We start from the raw sequence: 24,350 nt of genomic DNA on the forward strand, positions 1-24,350 counted from the left end.
TCTGATGCAAAAAAATGAGCATGCGTTCACACTTTGTCTTTTTTGAAGGACAATGTGTAAAGAATCGTTGCTTCGTAACGATCATTCAAATTGATTGCGCTATTCTGGGATACAGAATAGTTTTTTTTATGGAAATTAACGCTGAATGCTTCATCGCCTTAAGACCGATTTCAGGTTGTCGATCATTACTTTGTTGGGCGCTAGCGCGATTTTGGGCATTACGCCTTTCGCTGCCATGCGCTTTATGCAGGGCAATACCCTTGCGGGTTCTGTCGACACGGCAATTCTTGTCGGCATTCTTATCACGCTGATATACGCGTGGGCCAGTGGGGATACCCGTCGAAGCGGCCTGGTGCTTGCGGTTATTGCCTGCAGCGGCGCGGTAACGGTTGGTGCCGTGGTGGGCGAACCCGGGCTTTTTTGGCTTTATCCCTGTCTTGTAACTACTTTCTTTCTCGCCAACCCTCGTATCGCGGTGTTTTTGAACGTCGCTTCCGTCGTCGTACTCATGATTCATGGCGGTGCCTTCCGCTCTGATGTCCAGATGTGGTCCTTTGCCTCAACGGCGTTTGTGGTCAGCGCCTGTGCCTATGTGTTTGCTCACAGGAATCATGATCAGCGGGAGCGTCTGGAGCATCTGGCAACGATTGATCCGCTTACCGGTATCAAGAACCGGCGCTCCATGGATCAGGAACTGGATCTGGCTGCAGCGAATGCCGAGCGCACCGGGCTGCCCTATGCCCTGGTTCTGCTGGATATCGATCATTTCAAGAGAATCAACGATGAGCATGGGCATGGTGTCGGCGATGACGTGCTGACTGATCTGGTGGCCCTGCTGAAACAGAACACGCGCAAATCAGACCAGTTGTTCCGGTACGGCGGCGAGGAGTTTGTGCTGCTTTTGCCGGGGGTGGATGGTATTGGCCTCAAGGCGGTAATGAATAACTTGCAGCAGGTGCTGCGCAAGTATATGAAACACCCCGGTGGGGCCGTCACCGCGTCGTTTGGCGTGGCGCTGCTGCGCCATGGCGAGGGCGTCGACAGCTGGCTGGCCCGGGCTGATGCAGCACTGTATGAAGCCAAGGAAACCGGTCGGGACCGGATCGTATTTGCGGATCTTCATGAGGCGCCGGAACCGGCAGCCGATGCCGTCTGACTGTTATCAGGCGCATACAGGAACAGTCTCCAGCCCAACAGAATGCTGGCAGATGCCAGTCCACCAGTCAGGCCCACCCAGAAACCGGCAGCGCCCATGGCCGGCACCAACCAGTCTGTGAACGTCAGCAGATATCCCAGTGGCAGGCCTACACCCCAGAATGAAAACAGCATGATGAACATCGGAATACGGGTGTCCTTGTAGCCACGCAATGCACTGATGCAGGTTACCTGGATAACATCGGCAATCTGGAACAGGGCAGCGAACATCAGAAGCCTCACGGTCACCGCCTGAACCTCTGAATCACTGGTGTAGAGTGCTGCGATTTCCCGTGAAAACACAAACAGCAGTATTGCAAAAACCAGCGCCGTGGCGGCGGCGAGAATCAGGGAACTGCGGGAGATCAGCCTTGCAGTGGCAGGCGCCCGTGCACCCATCAGGAAGCTGACTCGCAGCGTCAATGCCATGCCTATGCTCAATGGCAGCATGAACAGCAAAGACACCACATTCAGCGCTATCTGATGGCCGGCTACCACCACCGGGCCAAGGGGAGCCAGAAACAGGGCGATCACCGAGAACAGACTGGCCTCAACGAAAATGGTAAAGCCGATGGGCACGCCGACGCCGAGGATATAGCGCATGCCTGCCAGATCCGGCTTGACCCAATCGGCAATCAGGTGGAACTGGCGGTACACCCGGCTGCGGTTCAGATACACCAGCAAGGCTACTGCCGCGACGCCGTTGGAAATGGAAGTGGCCCATCCGCAGCCAATCCCGCCCATTGCTGGCAGCCCCAGCTTGCCGTAGATGAAGATGTAGTTCATCGGCAGGTTGATCAGTGTGCTGAGCACGGAGAAGGCCATGATCACGCGGGTGTGCCCGAGGCCATCGGTCAGGCCCCGAAGTGCTGTCAGTAACAGCAGGGCAGGAATACCCCAGGCGAAGGCATTGAGGTAGCCCTGGGTAATGCGTGCGGTGTTGGCCTCCAGGTTCAGAAGCGCCAGTACCGGATGCACATGGGTCAGCAGCCCGATCATGATCACGGATCCGGCGGCGGCAAGATACAGCCCCTGCCAGGTGGCGGGCATGATTTTCCCAACCTCCCCGGCGCCGTTGTAGCCGGAAATGATGGGTTGCAGGGCTCCCAGCATGCCCATGAAAAACAGGAACAGGGGCATCCACAGGCTACTGCCAATACCCACCGCAGCCAGGTCCTCGGCACTGGCGTGGCCGGCCATGATGGTATCGATCACGCCGTTGGCCATCTGGGCGACCTGCGCAATCAGGATCGGCCCGCCCAGAATGGCGAGGGTTCGCCACTCGGTGAGGGTTCGGGCCACCAGAGGCTGCCTGGGTTCCGGTAATGGCTGGTGGATTTCATCCATTGGGTGCTATCCGGTGCTTCTGCACTGCAAGTTTCTCCCAAAACCGTTAAAGTACGCGCCTCGATCACAACAGATGGCAGTGGCGATGGGACTTCTGGTTTTTGTTACCGTTCTGTGGGCGTTTTCTTTCAGTCTGATCGGCGAATTTCTGGCCGGCCAGGTAGACAGCGATTTTGCGGTGCTCAGCCGTGTTCTGCTCGGTGCTCTGGTGTTTTTGCCGTTCACCCGCTGGCGTGGCGTGGCTCCGGGACAGAAGCTGGGCATCCTGGTAACCGGCATGTTGCAGTTCGGTATTACCTACCTGTGTCTTTACCGGTCTTTCAGCTACCTGACTGTTCCGGAAGTGCTGCTGTTCACGATTTTCACCCCGCTGTATGTGACCCTGCTGGATGACGCGCTGTTTCGCCGGTTTTCACCGGTGGCGCTCCTCGCGGCGGCCATCGCAACTGTTGGCGCGGGTATCATACGCTACGATGGGCTCAGTGAGGACTTTATCACTGGCTTCCTGTTGCTGCAGGTGGCGAATTTTACGTTTGCCGCCGGCCAGGTGGGATACAAGCATGTCATGCAGCATTACCCTACCGGCATGCCTGCTTACCGCACCTTCGGCTATTTTTTCTTCGGCGCCCTGATCATTGCGCTGCCATCCTTCCTCATTTTCGGTAACGCCGAGAAACTGCCCACCACCCCGGTGCAGTGGGGCATCCTGGCGTGGCTGGGGCTTGCTGCCTCGGGCCTCGGTCTTTTCCTCTGGAACCGCGGTGCCTGCGTGGTGGATGCCGGTACTCTGGCAATCATGAACAATGCCCTGGTGCCTGCGGGCCTGGTGGTCAATCTGCTGATCTGGAACCGTGATGCCGACCTGCTGAGGCTGGCGGTCGGTGGCGGGGTTATCGTCTTCTCCCTGTGGGTAAACGCCCGTTTCCATCCCCGGGCACGGCTGGCTGTTTCGACATAAGTAACTGCACGCACTAAGGTTCCGTCACCCTCTGCCGTTAAACTCCCATACGCAGGGTAACTTTTGATGAATATCAATGGTGTTCATCAGGGGCTACTCTTTTGCGCCTGTTTCATTTTCCTTGGTCAGCTTCGAGTCAGAAGGTCCGTTTATGCGTAAGAATCTCCCGGTAACCCAGCGTGAAATCAAGATGCGAAAAGGCGGGCGGTTGATCAGCACCACGGATTTGAAGGGCGTTATCACCTACTGCAATGACGAGTTTGAGGAAATCAGCGGTTTCTCAAGGGAGGAGCTGATCGGTCAGGCCCACAACATCATCCGTCATCCTGACATGCCCCAGGCTGTGTTCAAGGACATGTGGGATTACCTCAAGGCCGGCAAGGCCTGGATGGGTGTGGTCAAGAACCGGGCAAAGAGTGGTGACCACTACTGGGTCAGCGCTTACGTTACGCCGATCCGTGAGAACGGCCAGATGGTGGGCTACGAATCCGTGCGGGTCGAGCCCACCCGCGATCAGATTGCCCGTGCCGAGCGGCTGTATGCCAAGATCTCTGCCGGAAAGATGACCTCATCGTTCAGCAACCGTGCCTTGTCCATGCTTCGCTCCGGCTGGCCATTCCTGGTTTCTCTGGTTTTGAGCCTGGGAGCGCTTCAGCTCAACCAGCCCTGGCTGGCAGCGGGTTTGATTGTGATCGGTCATGGCCTTGGATTTGGCCTGGTGTTCAGTTCCCTGGCTGCCCGTTTACGCAGGCTACTGGATCTTCGCCCCGATGCCTTCCGCGATCCCATTGTCGCCCGCACCTACAGTGACGAGCGGGGGCTGTTCTCACAGGTGTCGCTGATGCTGGTCAGTGAGGAGGCCAGGGTTCGTACTGCACTGGCACGGATTGATGATCAGGCAGAACTGCTCTACGAGCAGGCACGTGCTTCCCACGGATATATCAGCGATGGGGCGGCGGCGATCGCCCGGCAGCGGGCTGAAACTGACCAGACCGCTTCGGCCATCAATGAGATGACCGCCTCGATCCAGGAAGTGGCGGAGTCGGTAACCAGCAACGCCCGTGAAGCCGAGGAGGCTAATCGCCTGGCGGGTGTGGGCAGCGACCGGAGCGCCGAGGCACTGGTGGCTATTGAGGAGCTGGTCACCCGCGTAAATGGCATTGGTTCGACAATCAGCAAGCTGGGTGAGTCCACCAACAGCATCGGTGAGGCCGCCAACCTGATTTCCGAGATTGCCGAGCAGACCAACCTTCTGGCACTGAACGCGGCTATCGAAGCGGCGCGTGCCGGTGAACAGGGCCGCGGTTTTGCGGTGGTCGCGGATGAAGTGCGCTCCCTGGCCCGTCGGACCCGGGAATCCACTGTACGGATCCAGAATGTGATCGACGACTTCCGCCAGCAGGTGGATTCCGCGGTCCAGGCAACCCGCGACGGCGAAGCCGTGGCAGGTCAGGGGCTTGAGAAAGTGCGGGAGGCGGAGAGCTCCCTGAAGGATATCGTGACCTCGATCGAGACCATTTCCGACAGCTTTATCAGTATGTCTGCGGCCTTTGAAGAGCAGAGTCAGGTGTCGGACGAGATCAATCGCCAGATCACCAACATTGCCGAGTTGGCCGATCACAGTGACGCCCAGGCCGACTCTGCCAAGCAGAGCAGTGACCGGCTCAGCACTATGTCCCGTGGCCTGAAAGACCTGATTAGCAGGTTTATCAGCAAAAACGGCTAGTTAGCTTTATCTTCCTTGCCCCACGCCGGAACCCAGCCGGCTCGGGAGCTCGCCAGCACTGGCATCACAGCGTCAGTGCTGGCAGAATCCCGCCCCAATTGCCGCGGCAAGTCCGTGGCTCGCCCTTTTTAAAGCCATTCCTCAGCTGAAAGCACAGGAACACAACATGACTCAGTCCAACTCGGTTTCGGGCAACGGTTCAGGGGCCACCCGCGGTCTCTGGTCCTCCCGGTTGGCGTTTATTCTGGCGGCAACCGGTTCGGCCGTTGGTCTCGGTAATATCTGGAAGTTTCCCTACGTTACCGGCGAAAACGGTGGTGGCGCCTTTGTACTGGTTTACCTGCTGTGTATCGCCGTAATCGGTATTCCCATCATGATGGCGGAAGTGTTTATCGGCCGGAATGGCCGCCATAACCCCATCACCAGTATGCGTCTGGTGGCCGAGCGCAATCTCAGCGCCCCGGGCTGGCGGATTTCGGCCATCATCGGGATGATTGCGGCCTTCGTGATCCTCTCCTTTTATTCGGTGATTGGTGGCTGGGCTGCGTCCTACGTGGGGCATGCCGCCATGGGTGACTTCACCGGCGGTACCGCAGATTCCATTGGTGAGTTGTTCGGTGGCCTGCTGGCCAGCCCGGGTCAGTTGCTGCTCTGGCACACCGTCTTTATGGCGCTGGTGATCCTTGTGGTTTCCCAGGGGCTGAAAGGCGGTCTTGAGCGGGCCGTTACCATCCTCATGCCGGCCCTGTTTATTCTCCTTCTGTTAGCCGTTGGCTATGCCACCACGACGGGTCATTTTGGCGAGGCCGTCAGCTTCCTGTTCACACCAAATTTTGGCGCCCTGACCTTCAACGGGGTGTTGATTGCCCTTGGCCACGCCTTCTTCACCCTCAGCCTGGGTATGGCCATCATGATGGCCTACGGTTCCTATCTGGGCCGGGACGTCTCCATCGGTCGCACCGCGGTGAGCGTGGCCATCATGGATACCGTCGTCGCGCTCCTGGCCGGCCTGGCCATTTTCCCTGTGGTGTTTGCCAATGGCCTGGAAGCCGGTGCCGGCCCTGGGCTGATCTTCCAGACCCTGCCGCTGGCCTTCGGAAACATGCCGATGGGTGGTCTGTTTGGTACCCTGTTCTTCATTCTGCTGCTGTTCGCCGCCTGGACTTCCGGTATTTCCCTGCTGGAGCCGGTGGTTGAGTGGGTTGAGGAAAAGACCAGCCTGGCCCGCACGGGCAGCGCCGTTCTGGTTGGGGTGCTTTGCTGGGCGCTGGGTATCGCCTCGATTCTGTCGCTCAACGTCTGGTCCGATGTGGCCCCGCTGGCCATGTTCGAGCGCTTTGAAGGCAAGACCATCTTTGACCTGCTGGACTTCTTCACCGCGAACGTGCTGCTGCCGCTCTCTGGTCTGCTGACGGCGGTGTTTGTGGGCTGGTTCGTGGCGAAGGAGTCTCTGAAAACGGATCTGGCCCTGGAGGGTGGCGCCTTTACCCTCTGGTACAACCTTATCCGGTTTGTCACGCCCCTCGCCGTTGCCATCGTGTTTGTCTACAACCTGATGTCCTGACCCGAGGGATCAGCTTTACGGTTTAATGCAACATGGCAATGAAAAAGCCCGGCAGTGTGACTTGCCGGGCTTTTTGTTTTCAGGGGAGCTTTTTACTCTTCGCCTAACTGTCTGAGTGCCTCCACGTGGGGGCGCACCGCCTCGATATCTTCCGCCGGAGCATTGCTCGCGCTCTGCATGGCACCCATCGCACTCTCCATCATGGCGCGCATCTGGGCTTTCTGTTCGGCCGTCATGTGCGGGCTGTTTTCCATCTCGGCCAGCGCGGCCTCCATCTCTCGTCTCGCTGCAGGATTCTGCTCTGCCATTTCGATGGCCATCCAGGCCTGGAAAACACGGTCGCCCGTGGCACCCCAGGATTCCAGGCTGTCGAAGCCGTGATCCTGCACCACGTCTTCCAGGCGGCCATAGGCTTCATGGCCTTTCATCTGCTCCAGGGAGTCCGACACGATCCGGGAGAAATCCGGCATGGTGCTCTCGTTCTGGTTGTCCATCTGACGCTCCAGCTCCTCAAACTCCGGAGCCAGTGTTTGTGCTGCCCGAACGCTTTCGATAAACGAAGCCACTTTCTGGTCGGACAGGGTGTCGGCGTGGCTTTCGGTAGGGAGTAGTGGAAGCAGAAAAAAAACGGCTGTGAGGATAATGCTGTTCAACACCAGCATCGGCTGTCGTTGCGGGTTATGCATGGCTGTTCTCCTTGTGTGGGCTTCCGGTTCCTTTGTCCGGAAGTCCCACGAGATTAGCGCTTACCCGCTTTGTCTGGCAACTGTGCTGTTATGTCAGCTTCAGAACAACAACTCCGGCAGCCAGGTGGCAATTTCCGGGAAGATCATGATCAGGATGATGCCGATGATTTCCACAATCACGAAGGGAATGATCGACTTGTAGATATCCTTCATGGTGATCGACGGCGGCACGATGCCCTTGAGATAGAACAGGTTGAAGCCGAAGGGTGGCGTCATGTAGCCGATTTCCATGTTGATCACGAACAGGATGCCGAACCAGATCGGATCGAAACCGAGGGATTCCACGATCGGCATGAACACCGGCAGGGTGATCAGCATAATACCCACGGGGTCCAGCACCATGGCCAGCAGGAACACAATTACCATCATGGCGATGATGATGCCCCAGGGCCCGCCGGGCACCATGTTCATCAGGCCTTCGATCAGTTCCTGGGCGCCCATGCTCTGGTAGGCTGCGCTGAAGGCATGGGCGGCAAACAGGATCCACATGATCATGCCGGTGAGCTTGAAGGTGCGGATAGCCGCCTCCTTCAGGATGCTCCACTTGAACTGTTTGTAGACGGCCGCTGAGATGAGCGCGCCCAGAACGCCCATGGCAGCGGCTTCGGTCGGGGTGGTGATACCGCCGATAATCGAGCCCAGAACCATGACGACAACGCCGATAGGTAGCAGCACGGCTCGCAGAGCCCGCAATTTCTCTGGCCAGGTGCCTCGCTCTTCCTTGGGCAGCGCCGGCGCCAGGTCCGGCTGCAGGTGGCAACGCACAAGGATGTAGATGGCGGTCAGCACCATCAGCAGAATGCCCGGCATAATGCCGGCAGCAAACATCTGGCCGACGGAAACGCCGGTGATCAGCGCGTACAGGATCATCAGGATACTGGGCGGAATCAATATGCCCCAGCCACCGCCGGTATTGATCACGCCCAGGGCCATGTTTTTGTCATAGCCCCGTTCCAGCATCGACGGCAGGGCGATGGTGCCCATGGCCACCACTGCAGCACCGCTGATGCCCACCATGGCAGCAAACACCGCACAGATCCCAAGAGTGCCCAGAGCCAATCCGCCTCTAAGGCCACCGCACCAGAGATGCATCATCCGGTAAAGATCCCGGGCGACACCGGTACGCTCCAGAATCATGGCCATGAAGACGAACAGAGGGATGGCAACCAGGGTGAAGCTTTCCATGGTGCCCCAGATCTGCGAGGCCACCATATAGAAAGAGTCGAAGCCCCAGGTGAAATACAAGAACACCACCGATACGCCACCGAGAACAAATGCCAGCGGCAGGCCTAGCAGCAGGAAAAACAGCAGCGAACCGAAAAACAGGAGAGTCAGGGCTTCAATGCTCACAGCTGATCTCCTTCAGACTCGGCTTCTTCGGGCGTGTAGTAATCCAGGTTAAAGGCCACGGCGATGTCTTCAAGCAGTTTGACCAGTCCCTGCAGAACCAGCAGAGCGGTGCCGACGGGAATGGCCAGCTTCACCGGCCAGATGGGGGGATTCCACGCCGAATAGGAGGTTTCCCAGCTGGACATGGATTCCTGCGCCATGTCGATCCCGAACCACAGCAGGGCAAGCGTGAAAATGAAAAAGACCAGGGAGGTAACGATGTCCAGGGCCGCGCGCTTGCGGGGCTTCAGGTGCGAATGCAACAGATCCACATTTACGTGGCCCCGATGGGCCATGATGTAGCCGCCAGACATCACCGCGTAGATGCCGAAAAGCATCTGGGTCAGCTCGTTGGTCCAGACCGTGGGGGAGTTGAGCAGATAACGGAAGCCAACTTCCAGAAGCAGGAACACGAACATCGCGAAAATGAGGAGGGCCACCCACCGGCCGATAAAATCATTGAGACGGGTAACCCCCCTCATGAATGCGGCGATCATCACACTCACGGCAATCTCCCACGGGATGCTGGTTTGGTTCGGGGAAAGAAAGGCCGGAGTCGAAGACCCCGGCCCTGGTCAGAACACTGGTCGATCAGAGATAGCCGAGGTCGGCCAGGTAACCTTTCAGCATGTCGAGTGCCTTCTTGGCGTTCTCGCTGCGCTTGCCTTCCTCATCCCACATGGCCTGGGCGGTGGCGACCAGTTTGTCCTGGACTTCGTCCGGCAGAACATTCAGTTGCACACCCTGCTCTTCGATAGCCTTGGCCAGGGTGATGCGCTCTTTGTACTGGTATTCGTTGGTGCGGATCCAGAACTGTTCGTTGAGGGCGTCCTTGACGATCTTCTGCATGTCTTCCGGCAGCTTGTCCAGAGCCTTCTGGCTGACGATGATCACGTCGGTGCCGGCAATGTTCAGGGCAGGCTGAACGTGGTGTTTGGCCACTTCATACAGGCCCATGCTATAGGCGCCCTGGGCCGCACCCCAGTGGGCACCGTCGACAATGCCGGAATCCAGTGCCGAGTAGAGTTCACTGCCGGGAATGTAGGATGCCGCGGCGCCAGCCTCGGTCAGGAAGGTTTGCAGGGCGCCGGAGGAGCGGATCTTCAGGCTGTTGAAGTCTTCCACGCTTTCAATGGGTTCCTTGACCACCATTTCGGTCGGGTAGACCTTGTCGGTCGCCCAGTAAACGCCGTGCTCTGCGGCTTCGTCACGGAGCATCTGCTCGAACCCCAGGTTCTGGTGGAAATAGGCGGCTTCCCAGACATTACGGAACGCGAACGGCAGACCGGAGGCAATGCCCGCGAGTGAGACCTTGTCCTGGGCATAGGCCGGGGAAATGGTGCCCATTTCCAGGATGCCACGACTCACCGCGTTGAAGGTGTCCGTGGCCTTGAACAGTGCGCCGGCCTCGTAAAGTTGCAGTTTCAGGCGGCCATCGGTGCGCTCTTCGAGCACTCGTTTGATGCGGCCAAGGCTGTCAGTGTAGGAGCTGCTGGATCCGGGCCAGTGGGACTGAACCTTCCAGGTGAAGGTGTCCTGGGCCGCAGCGGGTGCTGCCGAGAGCGCGGCGGTAATACCGAGGGTAAAGGCTGACGCATACACCGTCAGAGTCTTGCGAGCAGTAGCAAAGAGTTTCATGAGCTTGCCTCGTTGATTGTTGTAGTGGCTTTGCCTTGTTTCACTGTGCAGAACTCACAACTGCAGGGTGAATTGTATTCTCTGAATCTATCACATCATTCGGGCTTTGCAATAGGATGTTTGTCGTTCCGATTTGCAGCTGCGCGTGGTCGAAGAGTAGCTCAAAAGAACCGTTTTCACCGTCGCGGACCTGCGACATCAGCGCCTGACGCCTGATCATGGAAGGCTGTAAGCGGCTTTGATAGCCAAAAAGTTCCGCCCGCTACTCGTTGCACTTTTCATTTTTCGTCGATCTTTCTCTATTGTGTTTTGCTAGATGAAACAACCTTTCAAATATATTGACTCAAAACCGTAAGGCGTGACAAATTACAAAAACAACAGAACTACAAAGACAACATTAGCCGCCTGGCCCATCTGGAATGAATGTCTGATGAATGAGGAAAGCCGCCACATTACCCACGGGCAGGATCTGCCCGGTTTTCACAGTCTGCTTGGCTACCGTCAGGCGTCCTGGGAGGAAAATGAAGCGGTCATCGAGCTTGAGCTTCGGCCCGTGCATCTGAATCTTGGCGGCGTTATCCATGGTGGTGTGCTGACGTCGCTGTTGGACATAGCCATGGCACAGGCCGGAACCTACTGTCCCTTTCCTGGCCGGATGCGCAAGGCAGTCACCCTGTCGCTTACCACCACGTTTACCGGCCAGTGTTCCGAGGGAGTGATTCGGGTAACCGGCAGAAAACGCGCCGGGGGGCGCCGGATCTTCAACAGCACCGGCGAAGTGCATGACGACAAAGGCAACCTGCTGGCCATTGGCGAGGGCACCTTTCGTATCCGCTCTGGCAGCGACAAGCCAGAGGGTGTTCCGATCTAACGGCCGGCCTGGCAGTTCGATGGCCGAAGAACCAATACCAACAAGAGGAAGCGGACATGTTCGATCTGTCTGATAAAGCGAAAGCGCTTCAATCGAAGCTCAGGGCCTTCATGGATGAGCACATCTATCCCAACGAGCACCTGCATCACGAGCAGATCGCGCAGGCCGAGAACCGCTGGGCTCCGGTTCCGATCATCGAAGAACTGAAAGCGAAAGCAAAGGCCGAGGGCCTCTGGAACCTCTTTCTTCCCGAGAGCGACTACGGTGCCGGGCTGAGTAATTACGAATACGCACACCTGTGCGAAATCATGGGGCGCTCGGAGATGGCACCGGAAGTGTTCAACTGTTCCGCACCCGATACCGGCAACATGGAAACCATTGCCCGCTTTGGCAACGCCGAACAGCAGGAACAGTGGCTCAAGCCGCTGTTGGCCGGGGAAATCCGTTCCTGCTTCTCGATGACCGAGCCCGATGTGGCTTCGTCCGATGCTACCAACATCGCCTGTGAAATCCGCCGCGAGGGTGATGAGTATGTGATCAATGGCCGGAAGTGGTGGTCCTCCGGCGCCATGACTACGACATCGAAAATTGCCATTGTCATGGGCAAAACCGACCCTACCGCCGAGAAACACAAGCAGCAGTCGATGATTCTGGTGCCCCTGGATACGCCGGGTGTGAAGATGATCCGACCGCTGACCGTGTTTGGCTACGACCACGCGCCCCATGGCCACGCCGAGATTCACTACGACAACGTGCGGGTACCGGCCAGCAATATCCTGCTCGGCGAGGGCCGGGGTTTTGAGATTGCACAGGGCCGGCTCGGGCCGGGCCGGATCCATCACTGTATGCGCACCATCGGTGTTGCCGAACGGGCCCTGGAGTTGATGTGTCGGCGTGCCGGCGAGCGAGAGGCCTTCGGCAAGCCGCTGTCGAGTTTCGATTCCATCCGCAAGGACATCGCCCGCAGCCGCATCGAAATCGAGCAGGCGCGCCTGATGACTCTTAAGGCGGCGCACATGATGGACACCGTGGGCAACAAGGTGGCGCGCCAGGAGATTGCCATGATCAAGGTGATCGCACCGAGTATGGCGCTGAAGGTACTCGACCGGGCCATCCAGGTTCACGGCGGTGCCGGTGTCAGCCAGGACACCTTCCTGGCGTCAGCCTGGGCCAAGGTACGGACGCTGCGGCTGGCGGACGGTCCGGATGAGGTGCATTTGGACTCCGTGGCCAAGATGGAACTCCGGCAGTACCGCTGATTCACCGGCATGAGGATCGAACCATGACCAATTCGTTGTTTGATATGACCGGCAAGGTCGCTGTCATTACCGGCTCAACCAAGGGCATTGGCCGCGCTATCGCCGAGGAAATGGCCCGTCTTGGCGCCCGGGTGGTGATTTCCAGCCGCAAGGCGGACGCCTGCGAGCAGGTGGCTGCCGAACTGAAAGCGCAGGGCTTCGAAGCCATGGCCGTGCCCTGCCATGTGGGCCGGAAAGACGATTTGCAGAATCTGGTCGACCGGACCAACGAAGCCTGGGGCCCGATCGACGTGCTGGTGTGCAACGCGGCCACGAACCCCGTTTACGGCACCACGGCGGAGATGACCGATGAGGCCTGGGACAAGATCATGGACACCAACGTGAAGGGCACCTTCTGGCTCACCAACATGGTCCTGCCCCAGATGGCGGAGAAGGGTGAAGGGGCGGTGGTTCTGCTGTCCAGCATTGCCGGCCTTCGGGGAAACACCACCATCGGAACCTACGGGGTGTCGAAAGCCGCCGAGGCGGCCCTGGCCCGCAACCTGGCGGTGGAGTGGGGGCCAAAAGGGATCCGCGTTAACAGCATCGCCCCGGGCCTGATCAAGACCGACTTCGCCAAGGCCCTCTGGGAAGATCCGGTTCGGGTGAAGCGGGCGGAGGACAAGACCCCGCTGCGCCGGATCGGTGATCCGGTCGATATCGCCGGCCTGGCCGTGTTCCTGTCCACCAGGGCGAGTGCGTACATCACCGGACAGGTCATCGTTGCCGATGGTGGCGAGACCATTTGTTAACGGACTCTATAGAGACGCTATGACAACAGCACCAGAGCTGGTAGACGTTTTACCGGCACACAGGTTTGACGAGGAGCGGCTGCTGGCCTGGCTTCAGGCAGAACTGCCCGAGGTGGGTGAGCGACTGGACGTTCGGCAGTTCCAGGGTGGACAGTCCAACCCGACGTTCCTGCTGGATACCGATGGCGGGCAATACGTCCTGCGCAAGAAGCCGCCCGGGAAAACCCTTCCCTCGGCCCATATGGTGGAGCGCGAATACCGGGTTATGAAGGCCTTGGCAGACCACACCGGGGTCCCGGTTCCCAGGGTGAGGGTGCTGTGCGAAGACAGCGCCGTTGTCGGGACACCGTTCTATGTCATGGACTTTCTGCAGGGCCGGATCATCAGTCATTCGGCATTGCCTGACCTGGTCCGGGAGGACCGCCTGCTGGCCCACCGCTCGGCCGTCGATACGCTGGCGACCCTGCACTCGGTGGACGTGAACGCGATCGGCCTCGGAGATTACGGCCGTCCGGAAGGTTACGTGGCACGACAGGTAGCCCGGTGGAGCAAGCAGTATCTGGCTTCGAAGACGGACGAGCTGCCCGCCATGGACAAGCTCATGGCCTGGTTGCCGGAGAATATTCCGGCCGCGGACGAAACCGCCATCGCCCACGGCGACTACCGGTTCGGCAACCTCATGCTGGCGCCGGACAAGCCCGAGGTGATCGGGATCCTCGATTGGGAGCTGTCGACGCTGGGCCATCCGCTGGCGGATCTGGCCTACTTCTGCCTGCCGTACTATCTGCCCTCCGATATGGAAGGCATGCGCGGTTTGCAGGGAGAGGATCTGGAGGCATTGGGTATTCCCGATGAACAGACGACGATCGCCCGCTACTGCGCGCAGACCGGGCGCGACGGTATTGATGACTGGCACGTGTTCCTGGCGTTTTCCCTGTTTCGGCTGGCTGCGATCCTGCAGGGGGTCTACAAGCGGGCGCTGGACGGTAACGCCGCCAATGCCAACGCGCTGAATGTCGGCAGGCGGGCCAGCCTGTTGGCGGACATCGGCTGGCAGATTGCCAGCGAGCACCAATGAATAATAGCTGGCTGCACCTGTGGCCGACTGACTGAACCCTGGAGAGCAACACGCATGTTCACACGCCATTTCAAGGTCTGGCCCCGAGAACTGCCCAAGACCATGACCCTGCCGGAAACCAGTGTTTTCAGGAACCTGGAAATATCTGCGCTCCGCTACCCGGACCATAACGCGATCATCTTCTACGATGCGCCCCTTACCTACCGACGTCTTCTGTCGGAAGTGGAAACCATGGCGGGCTACCTGCAGTCACAGGGCGTCGGGAAGGGGGATCGGGTGCTGCTCTACATGCAGAACTCGCCGCAGTACGTGATCGCCTACTACGCCATCCTGAGGGCAGACGCCGTGGTGATTCCGGTCAATCCGATGAACCGTGCCGCCGAGCTCGAGCATTTTATTGCCGACACGGGAGCCTCAATCTGCCTGGCCGGCCAGGAGCTGGCGGACTTCATCATTCCTCTGTTGCCGGAAACGGATCTGAAGCAGGTTGTGGTGGCCTCCTACAGCAGCTACATCAAACCGGATACCGATCTCGATCTTCCGGCGGAAGTTGCGGCCCCGGTCTGGTCCCGGGGTGTACGGGGTGTGGTGACCTGGGAGGCTGCCCTGGCGGCCGGGTACGAGCCGTCAGCCCACACGGCTGGACCTGCCGATCTGGCCGTCATCCCCTACAGCTCGGGTACGACCGGTGCGCCCAAGGGCTGTATGCATACCCATCGCTCGGTCATGGCAACGGCGATGCACCGTGCCTTCTGGAACCTGAGCACACCGGATACGGTGCAACTGTCCACGCTCCCGTTCTTTCATGTAACCGGCATGACCGGCTCAATGAACAGTCCCATTTACAGCGGTTCGACGTCGGTGATCATGACACGCTGGGACCGCACCACGGCGGCCCGGCTGATCGAGCGCTACCGGGTCACGGGCTGGACCAACATCGTGACCATGGCGGTGGACTTCCTGTCGAATCCGGACATCGGCCAGTACGACCTCAGCAGCCTGAATACCATCGGCGGTGGAGGGGCCGCGATGCCGGCGGCGGTGGCGGAAAAACTGAAAACCATGACGGGTCTCGATTATATCGAGGGCTATGGCTTGTCCGAGACCATGGCCGCCACGCACATTAACCCGGTGAAGCAACCCAAGGCCCAGTGCCTGGGTATCCCTGTTTTCGATGTGGACAGCCGGATCATCGATGTGGATACCCTGGAGGAAAAGGGCCCCGGTGAAACCGGTGAAATTGTATCGTCTGGCCCGCAGGTCACCATCGGGTACTGGAACCGGCCGGCGGAAACCGAAGCCGCGTTCGTGGAGATCGACGGCAAGCGTTTCTTCCGTACCGGGGATCTCGGCTACTACGACGAGGACGGCTATTTCTTCATGGTGGATCGGGTCAAGCGCATGATCAACGCGTCCGGTTTCAAGGTCTGGCCCTCCGAGGTGGAGGGTCTGATGTACCGGCACCCGGCCATCCACGAAGTCTGCATCATCTCTGCACCAGACCCGAAACGGGGTGAAACGGTCAAGGCCTGCATTGTCCTGACATCCGAGGCGGAGGGAAAAACCTCGGCAGAAGACATCATCAACTGGTGCCGTGAGCAGATGGCGGCCTACAAGATACCGACCATTGTGGAGTTTGTGGAGGCACTGCCGAAATCCCCTACTGGCAAGCTGATGTGGCGGGCCCTGCAGGAAGAGGAATGGAAGCAGAATGCCTGAACAGGCGGAGAGTCGAGCCTCGTTCGGGCTCCCGCCGATCCGGGCCCGTCAGGCAACATACATCATCAGAGTCTCTGCCACACAGGCAGGCCTGTCTTCACCCCGGATCTCAATAGTGGTCTTGTAGGTGGCTAGCTGGCGCTGATCATCCACCTGATCAACAGAGAGTAGTTCCACGCGGGTACGAATGTCCGAGCCGACTTTCACCGCCGATGGGAAGCGCAGCCGGTTCAATCCGTAATTGATGGTGGCGGACGGCCCGATCACTCGTATTGCCTGGGGGTTCAGTTTCGAGATGAGCGAGACCGTGAGATACCCATGGGCGATGGGGCTTTTCCAGGGTGATTCGCGCCTGGCCCGCTCAACATCAATGTGAATCCACTGGTGATCACCGGTCACATCGGCAAAGGCATCGACCATCTCCTGGGTGATGGTGAGCCAGGGGCTGTGGCTCTCCAGTTGCCCCGCCAGACCTGCCAGTTCCGTAAGATGTATCTCTTTCATGAGCGCTCCCTGGTGATAACCGTTGTCCGCCTCCGGATTAAAAAAGGGGTGGTCTGGCGACCACCCCTCAAAAAGGCCTCAAAATGACAAGGCCCCAGGCTCACTGATGAGGGGATTCTAGCTTGCCTGTAAAAGAGTGGCGTAAGCCTCCAGGTGGAAATCGTCATCGCCGAGCTGATGATTGATCATCACCAGGCGCTTGGCGTAGTGGGCGAAGTTGTACTCCCAGGTCATGCCGATACCGCCGTGGGATTGGACGCCCTGTTCGGAGATGAACTGGCCGCTGCGGCCGATCACGTTCTTGGCGGCGGCCAGGATTCGACGGCGTTCGTCGCTCTGGGGCTCGTCGGCGACGCTAGCCGCCAGGATGGCCATGGAGCGGGCCTGTTCCAGCTCGGACATCATGTCCACCATCCGATGCTGAAGCACCTGGAATTTGCCGATGGGCACGCCGAACTGCTTGCGCTGCTTGAGATACTCCAGAGTCAGGTCACAGGCCACTTCCATGGCGCCTACGGCTTCACCGCACAGGGCGGAAATGGCGCGTCCGGTCTGGTATTCAATCACTTCGGCAGCTTTGCCTTCCTCGCCGAGCAGGGCTTCGGGACCCAGCTGAACGTTGTTCAGGAACAGGTCACAGCCTTTGGAACCGTCAATCGTCGGATAAGTCCGGCGCTCGAGGCCTTCGGCGTCAGCCGGAATCAGGAACAGGCTGATGCCATCGGCATCGCGGCTGTCACCGGAAGTTCGGGCAGATACCACCAGCACGTCGGCACAATGCCCGCCGATCACGACCGCCTTGCGACCATTCAGCAGGTAACCGTCACCGGACTTCTCGGCGCGGGTTTCCACATCGTTCAGGTTGTAAAAGCTCTGGGCCTCCTGAAGTCCAACAGCAGCGCGAAGCTCACCGCTGGCAATGCCGCCAAGCCACCGTTCCTGTTGTTCGCTGTTGCCGGCCTGGCTGATCAGCCCGCCGCCCAGAACCACCGATTGTAGATAGGGCTCAACGCAAAGGCCGCGGCCCAACTCGGTCATCACGCTCTGTACTTCAACACCGGTTCCGCCAAAGCCCCCCAGCTCTTCCGGGAAGGGCACGGCGGTCAGGCCCAGCTCACCCAGCTGTTTCCAGAAATCGGCGCTGAAGCCCAGCTCCGATTCGCTGAACTCAAGGCGCTTTTCAAAACTGTATTCACCGCGTACCAGGCGGGCCACGGTGTCCTGCAGCATCTGCTGCTCTTCATTCAGTCGGAAATCCATGGTCGCCTCCTTAAAGCCCGAGAATCATTTTCGACACGATGTTCTTCTGGATCTCGTTGGACCCGCCGAAAATCGACAGCTTGCGGTTGTTAAAGTACTGGGGAGTAACCGGCGCGGCGTTTTCGTCCGACAGGAAGTCGCCCTCGTAATCCAGGTTCAGTTCCTCTTCCACGAAGGGAATGGCGTAAGGGCCAATGGCCCGGCGAGCCAGATCGTTGATGGTCTGGCGAATCTCGGTGCCGCGGACTTTCAGCATGGAGCTTTCCGCTCCCGGCATGCCGCCGCCCTCCACGGACGCGATGATCCGCAGGTTGCTGATTCCCGCAGCCATCAGGTCAATCTCAACCTGGGCAATGCGCTGGCTGAATGAAGGATCCTCAATCAGCGGGCGACCATTTTTGATCCTGCGGGTTGCCAGCTCCTTCAGGTGCTGCAGCGCAGCCTTGGAAATGCCAATGCCGGCCAGGCCGGTTCGCTCGTATGTGAGCAGGTACTTGGCGTAGGTCCAGCCCTTGTCTTCCTCGCCCACCAGGTTTTCTACAGGAACCTTCACGTCCTCGAAGAACACTTCGTTGACTTCGTGCTCGCCGTCCAGAGTGATGATCGGGCGCACGGTAATGCCCGGGGTGTTCATGTCGATCAGCAGGAAGGAGATGCCCTCCTGGGCCTTCACTTCGGTGTTTGTGCGAACGAGGCAGAAAATCATGTTGGCGTGCTGGCCCAGGGTGGTCCAGGTTTTCTGGCCATTCACAATGTAGTGGTCGCCCTCGCGCACGGCCCGGGTCTTGAGTGAGGCCAGGTCCGAACCGGCGCCCGGCTCGGAGTAGCCCTGACACCACCAGTCTTCGCCGCTGAGGATTCTTGGCAGGTACCTCTGCTTCTGTTCTTCGGTTCCAAACTTGATAATCACCGGCGCCACCATGTTGACGCCGAAAGGCACGGAACGGGGCGCCCCATAACGAGAGGATTCCTCATCCCAGATGTGCTTCTGAACCGGGCTCCAATTTACACCGCCGTATTCTTCCGGCCAGTGAGTGGCGTACCAGCCCTGCTCGCTGAGTATTTTCTGCCAGCGCTGGTGGTCCTCCTTGGACAGCCGGCGGAACCCTTTTACCTTGGCGGAGATATCCCCCGGCAGCTTTTCATCCAGGAACGCGCGGACCTCATCACGGAAGGCGAGCTCCTCGGTAGTGTAATTCAAGTTCATGAATAGCCTCTCTTGCTTCAAAGCGAAAACATATACCGCGTGGCAGAATATCTACATATTCGGAGATAAGAGCGGTACATGTCAATATAAATGCAAAAGTGTGTACCGCTAGGCGAAACATGGTATTCGGTGAGGAAGTAAAATCCAGGGCTTACCGAAAAGTCTTTCGCTGTCCATGCACTCTGAACCCCGTATTACATTGCGGAGTTTTAACCCGGAGTTGAGCTTGCATCCGGCCTGAAAGGCTATATGTTTGTATGAGCAAGTGCCTTTCCGCTATCAGCGCAGACACCAATTATGGCGAGTTGTTCCGTTAACAGAAGCACCCTGAAGTTCAGCCTGCTGGCATTGCTGGTGACAGGCCTGCTTGTGGTGTTTCTCAATGGAACGTCGCATCCGGCACTGGATCCCCAACTGGACGATCACTTTGCCCCCACGCTGATTTCAGTGGATGGGACAAGCGACCCTTCGTCGCCAGATGCATCTTTCTCGATCACCTCGCCCCTTCTGTTCCCTGCAGGGGACAGAAGGGCCGTCTACTCGGCCAGCCTCGACTTTATCCAGCCACCGTTCCGGCTGCTGAGCTATCCGGCGCTACCTCAGGGCCCTCCCAGTCTCGTTTAACTCTGACCATTGCGGATTTGTCCCTGCAGACGCAGGGGTCTCCAACCTGAATTCAGATTCACGAGGTTTGTCATGAACAGTGTATTCAACGCATTGCCAGTTCAGGATCTGGCGCGGACCGGCGCGCTGCCTACCGCAAAACCCCAGTCCCACATCGGAAGCGACGATTCGGCCGTTCACCTGCTGAGGGATTTCGCTGAGCATAGATTGTCCGTCTTGAGTTCCGATATGTCCGTGTCCGAGGCGAGGCTGTGGATGAGGCTCGCCGACACGTCCTTTAAAGTAGTGGAAAACCAGGCGGGCGATTGCCTGGGGATTCTGGCCATCGAGGATGTGAATGGAGAGAAGGCCATGAGTGTCGCCAATCGACAAGGCGTCCCCCTGAAGGACGTTCGAGTGCGGGATATCATGCGCCCGATAAGTGAGTTGCCGGCTATTCATTATCGGGATTTGCGCGCGGCAACCGTGGGAGATCTGGTGAGCACATTCCGTGAAGTCCATGAGGGGTATCTGCTTGTGCTGGATGACGACAGGCGTCAGCCTTCACGTTCCTTTCTGCGCGGGCTGGTTTGTGCAGAGGAGCTGTTGCAGCGACTGGATCTCGCCATCGACCTGGATCACCGGGCAACCAAGTTCTATGAGATTGTCCATGTGGTGAAAGGCGGCTTCTGACCTGGTTGATGTCTCCGGCGCAAATGAGGCGCCGGAGACACGTTGTTTTCAGCAATAGCATCGAAAAAATCGATGTTTCTGGCCCAGAAAACCGTATTGAACCGATGCGGTAATCACGTGACACTCTCTACGACTTTAGTCACACCAAAGGACGCCCATGCAGGACGCCCAACAAAAATGCCGGATGCGAGTTCTAAGCCTCTTGATGATTCTGGCATTGGGCCTGATTTCACTGCCTGCCTATGCCTCTGACGCCAACCCTGCTCCCCTGTTCTGTGAGTCGGGTTTGTGCCCGCTATTGTCGGATGTCACAAGCGACGGAGGTCTGGAGGGCGGGCTCTCTGATGGCAACCACTCACAGGGTTTCAGTCTTCACCAGAACGGCATTCTTTCAGGTATCAAAGGCTTCTCGGGACTGGTCCATTGCGCCAGTTTTCCGGTCTTGCCGCAGGCGCCACCTGCTACCTGAGCCCCCAAGTCCAGAGGGCATTCCTGCCCTTAGCAACAACCTTTCGACTTAAACGACTTCCATCACCTGGAGGATTTTCCATGGCTATACGGAAGCTGCTGATCGCCAATCGCGGAGAGATTGCGGTCAGGATTGCCCGGGCCTGCAGTGAACTGGGTATACGCTCAGTTGCCATTCATTCGGAGGCCGACGAGTACTCCCTGCACGTCAAGAAAGCCGACGAAGCCTATCAGATCAGCAAGGACCCTCTGTCGGGTTACCTGAACCCCCACCATATTGTGAATATGGCAGTGGAAACCGGCTGCGATGCCCTGCATCCCGGTTACGGATTTCTGTCCGAGAATGCCGAGCTTGCAGCTATCTGCGAGCAGCGGGGCATCACCTTTGTGGGGCCTTCTGCGAACGCGATTTCATCCATGGGTGACAAGACTCAGGCGCGCCAGACCGCCGTTGCTGCGGGCGTGCCGGTGACTCCCGGATCGGAAGGCAATCTTGAAGATGTGGAAGATGCCGTAGCCCAGGCCGAGGAGATCGGCTACCCGGTGATGCTGAAGGCCACCTCCGGCGGGGGCGGCCGGGGTATCCGCCGCTGCGACAACGAAAAGGAGCTTCGGCAGAACTACGAGCGGGTAATCTCCGAGGCCACCAAAGCGTTTGGTAGTGCCGAGGTGTTTCTCGAGAAATGCATCATCGAGCCCCGTCACATCGAGGTACAGATTCTGGCCGATACCCACGGCAACGTTGTCCACCTGTACGAGCGGGATTGCTCCATTCAGCGCCGCAACCAGAAACTGATTGAGCTGGCGCCGTCGCCGCAACTGGAGGAAAGCCAGCGCGAATACATCGGTGATCTGGCCAAGCGGGTGGCGAAGCAGTGCGGGTATGTGAATGCCGGCACCGTTGAGTTCCTGCTGGACCATGACGGCAGTTTCTACTTCATGGAAATGAACACCCGGGTGCAGGTGGAACACACCATCACCGAGGAAATCACCGGGGTGGATATCATCAAGGCCCAGATCCGGATCGCGGCCGGAGAACCGCTGGGCCTCAGGCAGGAAGACATCTCCTACCGGGGATTCGCGGCCCAGTTCCGTATCAACGCCGAGGATCCGAAGAACGGCTTTCTGCCGAGTTTTGGCCGCATCAGCCGCTACTATTCAGCCGGCGGCCCGGGCGTGCGTACCGATGCCAATATGTACACCGGTTACGAGATTCCTCCTTATTACGACTCCATGTGCGCCAAGCTGATTGTCTGGGCCATGGATTGGGACGAGCTGATTGCCCGCTCCCGACGTGCCCTCGGGGATATGGGCATCTATGGCGTCCAGACCACCATTCCTTATTACAAACAGATTCTCGAGCATCCGGATTTCCAGGCCGCCGACTTCAATACCGGCTTTGTTGAACGCAACCCCCAGTTGCTTGAGTACAGCAGCAAAACCCGCCCGGAATCCATCGCCACAGCCATTGCCGCAGCCATCGCGGCGCAGGCGGGCCTGTAAAAGAACATCGGAGAGATCCCAATGACCAAGCGCAAGATTCATATTACCGACGTTATTCTCAGGGACGCCCACCAGTCTCTGATAGCCACCCGCATGCGTACCGAAGACATGCTCCCGGCCTGCGAGTGGCTGGACCAGGCTGGTTACTGGTCCCTGGAGTGCTGGGGCGGCGCCACGTTCGACGCCTGTGTACGTTTTCTGAAGGAAGATCCCTGGGAGCGCCTGCGGACTTTGAGAAAGGCCCTGCCCAACACCCGCCTGCAGATGTTGCTGCGCGGCCAGAACCTGCTTGGGTATCGCCATTATGGTGACGACGTGGTCGAGGCGTTCGTGGCCAAGGCCGCCGAAAATGGCATGGATGTGTTCCGCGTTTTTGATGCCCTGAACGATGTGCGCAATCTGGAGACCAGCATCAAGGCGGTCAAGAAGGCCGGAAAGCACGCCCAGGGCACCATCTGCTACACCGTCAGCCCGGTGCACAGCACCGATGCCTATCTGGATCAGGCCAAGGCCATGGCCGACATGGGTGCGGACAGTATCGCGATCAAGGACATGGCAGGGCTCCTGACGCCGGCGGTAACCGCCGAGCTGGTCGGAAAACTGAAGCAGACCCTGGATTTACCGGTATTCCTGCACTCCCACGCTACTTCGGGCATGGCGCCCATGTGCCAGTGGGCGGCCATGGAAGCCGGCGTTGACCATATTGATACCGCCCTGTCGGCCTTTGCCGGCGGCACCAGCCATCCGCCCACGGAATCCCTGGTGGCGGCACTGCACGATGCCGGCCTGGAAACCGGCCTGAACCTGGAGCTTCTGGACAAGGCCACACGCCACTTCCGGGAAGTGCGCAAGAAATACCACCAGTTCGAGAGCGCCTATAACGGTGTTGATACCTCGGTGCTCCTGTCCCAGGTACCTGGCGGAATGATGTCCAACCTGGCTAACCAGCTGAAGGAACAGGGTGCGCTGGATCGTATCCAGGACGTCTTCGAGGAAATTCCACGGGTACGCAAGGACCTCGGTTACCCGCCCCTGGTCACACCCACCTCCCAGATTGTGGGTACCCAGGCGGTGATCAACGTGCTGGCGGGCAAGCGCTACGAGTCCATCACCAACGAGGTGAAGAAATACCTCCAGGGCTGGTACGGCCAGGCGCCGGCGCCGGTCGACAAATCGCTCCAGCAGCGCGCCGTGGGCAAGGAAGAGCTGATCGAAGAGCGCCCTGCCAACCTGATTCCCCGGGAGCTGGACGAGCTGCGCAAACAGGTGGGCGATCTGGCCACCAGCGAGGAGGATGTCCTTACCTACGCCATGTTCCCGGATCAGGCCAAGGCGTATCTTGAACAACGCCGGAACGGTACGCTGCAGCCGGAACCCCTGGAACCGATCTCCACCGGTTCATCAGGCGGTGCTGTCTCCAGCAAATTCAAGATCACGGTTCATGGCGAGAGCTACGATATCCACGTCACCGGCGCCAACCCCTCCGGAGAGAATGAGCGTCGTTTCTACATGACCGTTGATGGCGTGCCGGAGGAAATTCACCTTGCGTCATTGGGAGAAGATGGCGAGGGCGCCCGCTCCAGCGGTGGCCGGGCGACCGCCACCAAGGAAGGTCACGTGACCACGAGCATGCCGGGCAACATCGTGGATGTGCTGGTGAAGGAGGGCGACGAGGTTCAGGCTGGCGACCCGGTGCTGATCATCGAGGCCATGAAGATGGAAACCGAGGTGAAGGCTACCATCTCTGGCGCCGTGCAGAGCGTCGCCATCAAGAAGGGAGACCGGGTTGTTCCCGGCGAAGTGCTGGTGGATATCGAATAAGGAACAACGTC

At 58.8% G+C, this 24,350-nt stretch carries 22 protein-coding genes; 14 read left to right on the forward strand and 8 right to left on the reverse strand.

All coding sequences use genetic code 11. The features are described 5' to 3' along the window. The first annotated feature begins 145 nt into the window (after positions 1-145). Positions 146-1,156 carry a GGDEF domain-containing protein gene (locus GJU83_RS10205; RefSeq protein ID WP_153634243.1) on the forward strand — a complete coding sequence of 337 codons (1,011 nt, stop codon included), beginning with the start codon at positions 146-148 and terminating at the stop codon, positions 1,154-1,156. Here GJU83_RS10205 and GJU83_RS10210 read toward each other — a convergent pair. After that, complete coding sequence (locus GJU83_RS10210) at positions 1,120-2,541, reverse strand: MATE family efflux transporter (RefSeq protein WP_153634244.1); 1,422 nt, start codon at positions 2,539-2,541, stop codon at positions 1,120-1,122. The two genes, GJU83_RS10205 and GJU83_RS10210, sit on opposite strands and share 37 nt — an antisense overlap. 85 nt (positions 2,542-2,626) lie before the next feature. On the opposite strand from GJU83_RS10210, the gene GJU83_RS10215 reads away from it, so the two are divergent. The 3 genes from GJU83_RS10215 to GJU83_RS10225 all read left to right on the forward strand — a co-directional run bounded on the left by GJU83_RS10215 (position 2,627) and on the right by GJU83_RS10225 (position 6,789). After that, positions 2,627-3,499 (forward strand): carboxylate/amino acid/amine transporter, encoded by an 873-nt coding sequence (locus tag GJU83_RS10215; protein ID WP_153634245.1) that lies wholly within the window; start codon positions 2,627-2,629, stop codon positions 3,497-3,499. A 151-nt stretch (positions 3,500-3,650) separates the two neighbouring features. Then, positions 3,651-5,225 (forward strand): methyl-accepting chemotaxis protein, encoded by a 1,575-nt coding sequence (locus tag GJU83_RS10220; RefSeq protein WP_153634246.1) that lies wholly within the window; start codon positions 3,651-3,653, stop codon positions 5,223-5,225. A 166-nt stretch (positions 5,226-5,391) separates the two neighbouring features. Further along, the gene (locus GJU83_RS10225; protein WP_153634247.1) at positions 5,392-6,789 is read left to right on the forward strand and encodes a sodium-dependent transporter; all 1,398 of its coding nucleotides are present in this window, start codon (positions 5,392-5,394) and stop codon (positions 6,787-6,789) included. 92 nt (positions 6,790-6,881) lie between these two features. On the opposite strand, the gene GJU83_RS10230 is transcribed toward GJU83_RS10225, so the two are convergent. The 4 genes from GJU83_RS10230 to dctP all read right to left on the reverse strand — a co-directional run bounded on the left by GJU83_RS10230 (position 6,882) and on the right by dctP (position 10,562). Next, positions 6,882-7,475: a hypothetical protein gene (locus GJU83_RS10230; protein WP_069182585.1), complete on the reverse strand. Its 594-nt coding sequence runs from the start codon at positions 7,473-7,475 to the stop codon at positions 6,882-6,884. 99 nt (positions 7,476-7,574) lie between these two features. After that, complete coding sequence (locus GJU83_RS10235; protein WP_153634248.1) at positions 7,575-8,885, reverse strand: TRAP transporter large permease; 1,311 nt, start codon at positions 8,883-8,885, stop codon at positions 7,575-7,577. Next, complete coding sequence (locus GJU83_RS10240; protein WP_153634439.1) at positions 8,882-9,421, reverse strand: TRAP transporter small permease subunit; 540 nt, start codon at positions 9,419-9,421, stop codon at positions 8,882-8,884. The genes GJU83_RS10235 and GJU83_RS10240 overlap by 4 nt, the downstream gene beginning before the upstream one ends. Positions 9,422-9,515: 94 nt before the next feature. Continuing rightward, positions 9,516-10,562: a TRAP transporter substrate-binding protein DctP gene (gene dctP, locus GJU83_RS10245; protein WP_069182587.1), complete on the reverse strand. Its 1,047-nt coding sequence runs from the start codon at positions 10,560-10,562 to the stop codon at positions 9,516-9,518. A 430-nt stretch (positions 10,563-10,992) separates the two neighbouring features. Between dctP and GJU83_RS10250 the strand changes: the two genes are divergently transcribed. The 5 genes from GJU83_RS10250 to GJU83_RS10270 are packed head-to-tail and all read left to right on the forward strand — an operon-like array spanning position 10,993 to position 16,280. Then, a complete protein-coding gene (locus GJU83_RS10250; RefSeq protein ID WP_153634249.1) occupies positions 10,993-11,433 on the forward strand; it encodes a PaaI family thioesterase in 441 nt (146 codons plus the stop codon). A 56-nt stretch (positions 11,434-11,489) separates the two neighbouring features. Beyond that, positions 11,490-12,692, forward strand: coding sequence for an acyl-CoA dehydrogenase family protein (locus GJU83_RS10255; RefSeq protein ID WP_136631205.1), 1,203 nt, complete (start codon positions 11,490-11,492; stop codon positions 12,690-12,692). Between the two features lie 23 nt (positions 12,693-12,715). Beyond that, a complete protein-coding gene (locus GJU83_RS10260) occupies positions 12,716-13,483 on the forward strand; it encodes an SDR family NAD(P)-dependent oxidoreductase (RefSeq protein WP_136631206.1) in 768 nt (255 codons plus the stop codon). A 19-nt stretch (positions 13,484-13,502) separates the two neighbouring features. Then, a complete protein-coding gene (locus tag GJU83_RS10265) occupies positions 13,503-14,561 on the forward strand; it encodes a phosphotransferase (RefSeq protein WP_153634250.1) in 1,059 nt (352 codons plus the stop codon). 54 nt (positions 14,562-14,615) lie between these two features. Then, positions 14,616-16,280: a long-chain fatty acid--CoA ligase gene (locus GJU83_RS10270; protein WP_069182593.1), complete on the forward strand. Its 1,665-nt coding sequence runs from the start codon at positions 14,616-14,618 to the stop codon at positions 16,278-16,280. 48 nt (positions 16,281-16,328) lie between these two features. Here GJU83_RS10270 and GJU83_RS10275 read toward each other — a convergent pair whose 3' ends face one another. The 3 genes from GJU83_RS10275 to GJU83_RS10285 all read right to left on the reverse strand — a co-directional run bounded on the left by GJU83_RS10275 (position 16,329) and on the right by GJU83_RS10285 (position 19,251). Continuing rightward, positions 16,329-16,784, reverse strand: coding sequence for a MaoC family dehydratase (locus GJU83_RS10275; RefSeq protein ID WP_153634251.1), 456 nt, complete (start codon positions 16,782-16,784; stop codon positions 16,329-16,331). 117 nt (positions 16,785-16,901) lie between these two features. After that, positions 16,902-18,044, reverse strand: coding sequence for an acyl-CoA dehydrogenase family protein (locus tag GJU83_RS10280; RefSeq protein ID WP_153634252.1), 1,143 nt, complete (start codon positions 18,042-18,044; stop codon positions 16,902-16,904). Between the two features lie 10 nt (positions 18,045-18,054). After that, on the reverse strand, positions 18,055-19,251 hold the full coding sequence (locus GJU83_RS10285; RefSeq protein WP_153634253.1) for an acyl-CoA dehydrogenase family protein: 1,197 nt from the start codon (positions 19,249-19,251) through the stop codon (positions 18,055-18,057). A gap of 297 nt (positions 19,252-19,548) precedes the next feature. Here GJU83_RS10285 and GJU83_RS10290 point away from each other — a divergent pair, with 297 nt between their 5' ends. The 5 genes from GJU83_RS10290 (at position 19,549) to oadA (ending at position 24,339) form a co-directional block, all read left to right on the forward strand. Then, complete coding sequence (locus GJU83_RS10290) at positions 19,549-19,875, forward strand: hypothetical protein (protein ID WP_153634254.1); 327 nt, start codon at positions 19,549-19,551, stop codon at positions 19,873-19,875. A 72-nt stretch (positions 19,876-19,947) separates the two neighbouring features. After that, positions 19,948-20,547 (forward strand): CBS domain-containing protein, encoded by a 600-nt coding sequence (locus GJU83_RS10295; protein ID WP_153634255.1) that lies wholly within the window; start codon positions 19,948-19,950, stop codon positions 20,545-20,547. Between the two features lie 157 nt (positions 20,548-20,704). Beyond that, a complete protein-coding gene (locus GJU83_RS10300) occupies positions 20,705-21,016 on the forward strand; it encodes a hypothetical protein (protein WP_153634256.1) in 312 nt (103 codons plus the stop codon). 80 nt (positions 21,017-21,096) lie between these two features. After that, entirely contained in the window at positions 21,097-22,518 is a 1,422-nt protein-coding gene (locus GJU83_RS10305) for an acetyl-CoA carboxylase biotin carboxylase subunit (RefSeq protein WP_069182600.1), read from the forward strand. A gap of 21 nt (positions 22,519-22,539) precedes the next feature. Next, positions 22,540-24,339 carry a sodium-extruding oxaloacetate decarboxylase subunit alpha gene (gene oadA / locus GJU83_RS10310; protein WP_153634257.1) on the forward strand — a complete coding sequence of 600 codons (1,800 nt, stop codon included), beginning with the start codon at positions 22,540-22,542 and terminating at the stop codon, positions 24,337-24,339. The last annotated feature ends 11 nt before the right edge of the window (positions 24,340-24,350 follow it).

It is taken from the genome of Marinobacter salsuginis, assembly GCF_009617755.1.
Lineage (GTDB): Bacteria > Pseudomonadota > Gammaproteobacteria > Pseudomonadales > Oleiphilaceae > Marinobacter > Marinobacter salsuginis.